Annotated in this window: 1 protein-coding gene; it reads right to left on the bottom strand. The window is 45.6% G+C overall.

All coding sequences use genetic code 11. The annotated features are described in order from the left end of the window. Positions 1-115: 115 nt before the first annotated feature. A complete protein-coding gene (arcA, locus tag R7E00_RS23100; protein WP_005455102.1) occupies positions 116-1339 on the bottom strand; it encodes an arginine deiminase in 1224 nt (407 codons plus the stop codon). Positions 1340-1514 lie beyond the last annotated feature (175 nt).

The following is a 1514-nucleotide window of genomic DNA, read 5'->3' as shown; positions in this document are numbered from 1 at the left end:
ATTAAAACATATAAATGCTTTATTTGTGAATAATTATTTTAAAGTAAAACTAAAAAAGGTTGATGCATTCACATCAACCTTAGTTTTTATTCACTTAATGTAAAAGGTGAATCGGCTATATATCGTCTCGTTCTATTGGACAGCTCATACAGCGAGCACCACCACGACCACGGCCCAATTCGTTACCAGGAACGGTCAGCACTTGGATGCCAGCTTTGTCGTATTTCTCGTTGGTGTAGACGTTGCGCTCGTAACCAATCACAACGCCTGGTTTTACAGTCAGCACGTTGTTCGCGTCATTCCATTGCTCGCGCTCTGCTTCGTAGCTGTCACCGCCTGTGGTGATGATTTTAAGCTGATCAAGACCAAGAGCGGATTCAATCGCGTGTAGGTAGTTGTGTGACGCTTCGACATGCATTTCACCGTCTGTGCCTTTCGGGGTCAGACGCCATGTATCCAGATCCTTGCGCATGATTTCTGGGTAGACTGAGAAAGTATCCACATCCATATGTGTCATGACCGTATCTAAGTGCATACAAGAGCGGTGCTTAGGCAGGTCAATGGCGATCACTTCGCTCGCTTGCCCTGCTTTAAACAGGCTTGCCGCTAAGTTTTCTACCCCTTGTGGCGTGGTGCGCTCAGACATGCCAATCAATACCGCGCCTTTACCGATCACCAGTACGTCTCCGCCTTCAACGTTTGCGTTGTCGTAATGCAGATCATCATCACCAAAATATTTAATGAAGTCTTGGCCTGCAAAGATCGGGTGCCAGCGATAGATAGCGCGTAAATGGTTTGTTTCGCGCTGGCGCGCAGGCATCATCATTGGGTTGAGTGATACACCGCCATATACCCAACATGAGGTGTCGCGGGTAAATAGATGGTTTGGTAGTGGTTCGATCACGAAATCCAGTGGGCGCTTCATCTTCGGTAGCATCGAAGAAGATTGAATAGGTAACTCAGAATAGGCTAAGCCGCCAAGCAAAATAGTCGCGAGGTGTTCGTCGTCCATTTCCAAAAGGTATTGGCGTAAATCGCGAGCGAAGGTTGGCCCGTAGCGGAAGTCAGAAATCTGCGTGTTCAACAGCCACTGTTTTGCCTCTGGAACGGCTAGGGTTTCCACCAGTAAATCGTGGAGCAGAAGTACTTCAACATCTTGCTCTCTTAAGGTTCGAGCAAAAGCATCATGCTCTTCACCCGCGGCTTCTACAGCAAGTACGTCATCAAACAATAGCTCATGACAGTTTGACGGCGTGAGGTGGGTGAGGGCACGCTCTGGGCGGTTTAAAAGTACTCGTCTAAGTTGACCAACTTCTGATCCAACGTACAGCTTACTCATTTTGCATCCTTACAAATTTTCCAGCCATTAGTTATGACAATCTTACGGCAAAGATGCAAATTCGTTAACTTCGGTTAAATGTCGTGATCGGTTGTATTTTTAGTGGTTTTTATTTTGGTTGGCATTTTTGTATTTAATTTTTGGTTTTAAATTCCATATTGCTGGTTTTTAAATG

The organism is Vibrio sp. Vb1755 (assembly GCF_033338635.1).
Classification (GTDB): domain Bacteria; phylum Pseudomonadota; class Gammaproteobacteria; order Enterobacterales; family Vibrionaceae; genus Vibrio; species Vibrio alginolyticus.
This window is presented reverse-complemented; position numbering and strand designations above follow the sequence as displayed.